The 273-nt window shown below is 41.0% G+C and carries 1 protein-coding gene; it reads left to right on the top strand.

From position 1 onward, the window contains the following. A partial coding sequence (locus SB775_RS29405) for a phosphopantetheine-binding protein (RefSeq protein WP_410864764.1) occupies positions 1-273 on the top strand: 273 nt, incomplete at both ends.

Below are 273 nucleotides of genomic sequence, written 5' to 3'. Positions count from 1 at the left end.
GAAAGACATTTTAGGAATCGAAAAGGTGGAAAGGGACGATCATTTCTTTGAGCTTGGCGGACATTCGTTAAATGCGACCGGTCTGATTTCTCAAATTCACAAAGAGTTTGGTGTAGAACTTACGCTCACAGACATGTTCAACAATCCGACGATTGAAAAGCTACAAGCATTCATCGAAAAGGCAGAGAAGCATCAATATTTCAAGATTGAACCAGTGGAAAAGAAAGACACGTATCCATTATCTGCTGCTCAAAGACGGACGTTCCTCATTCA

The organism is Peribacillus sp. SIMBA_075 (genome assembly GCF_046534585.1).
Note: the sequence above shows the minus strand (reverse complement) of the source record. Positions and strands in the feature narration are given on the sequence as shown.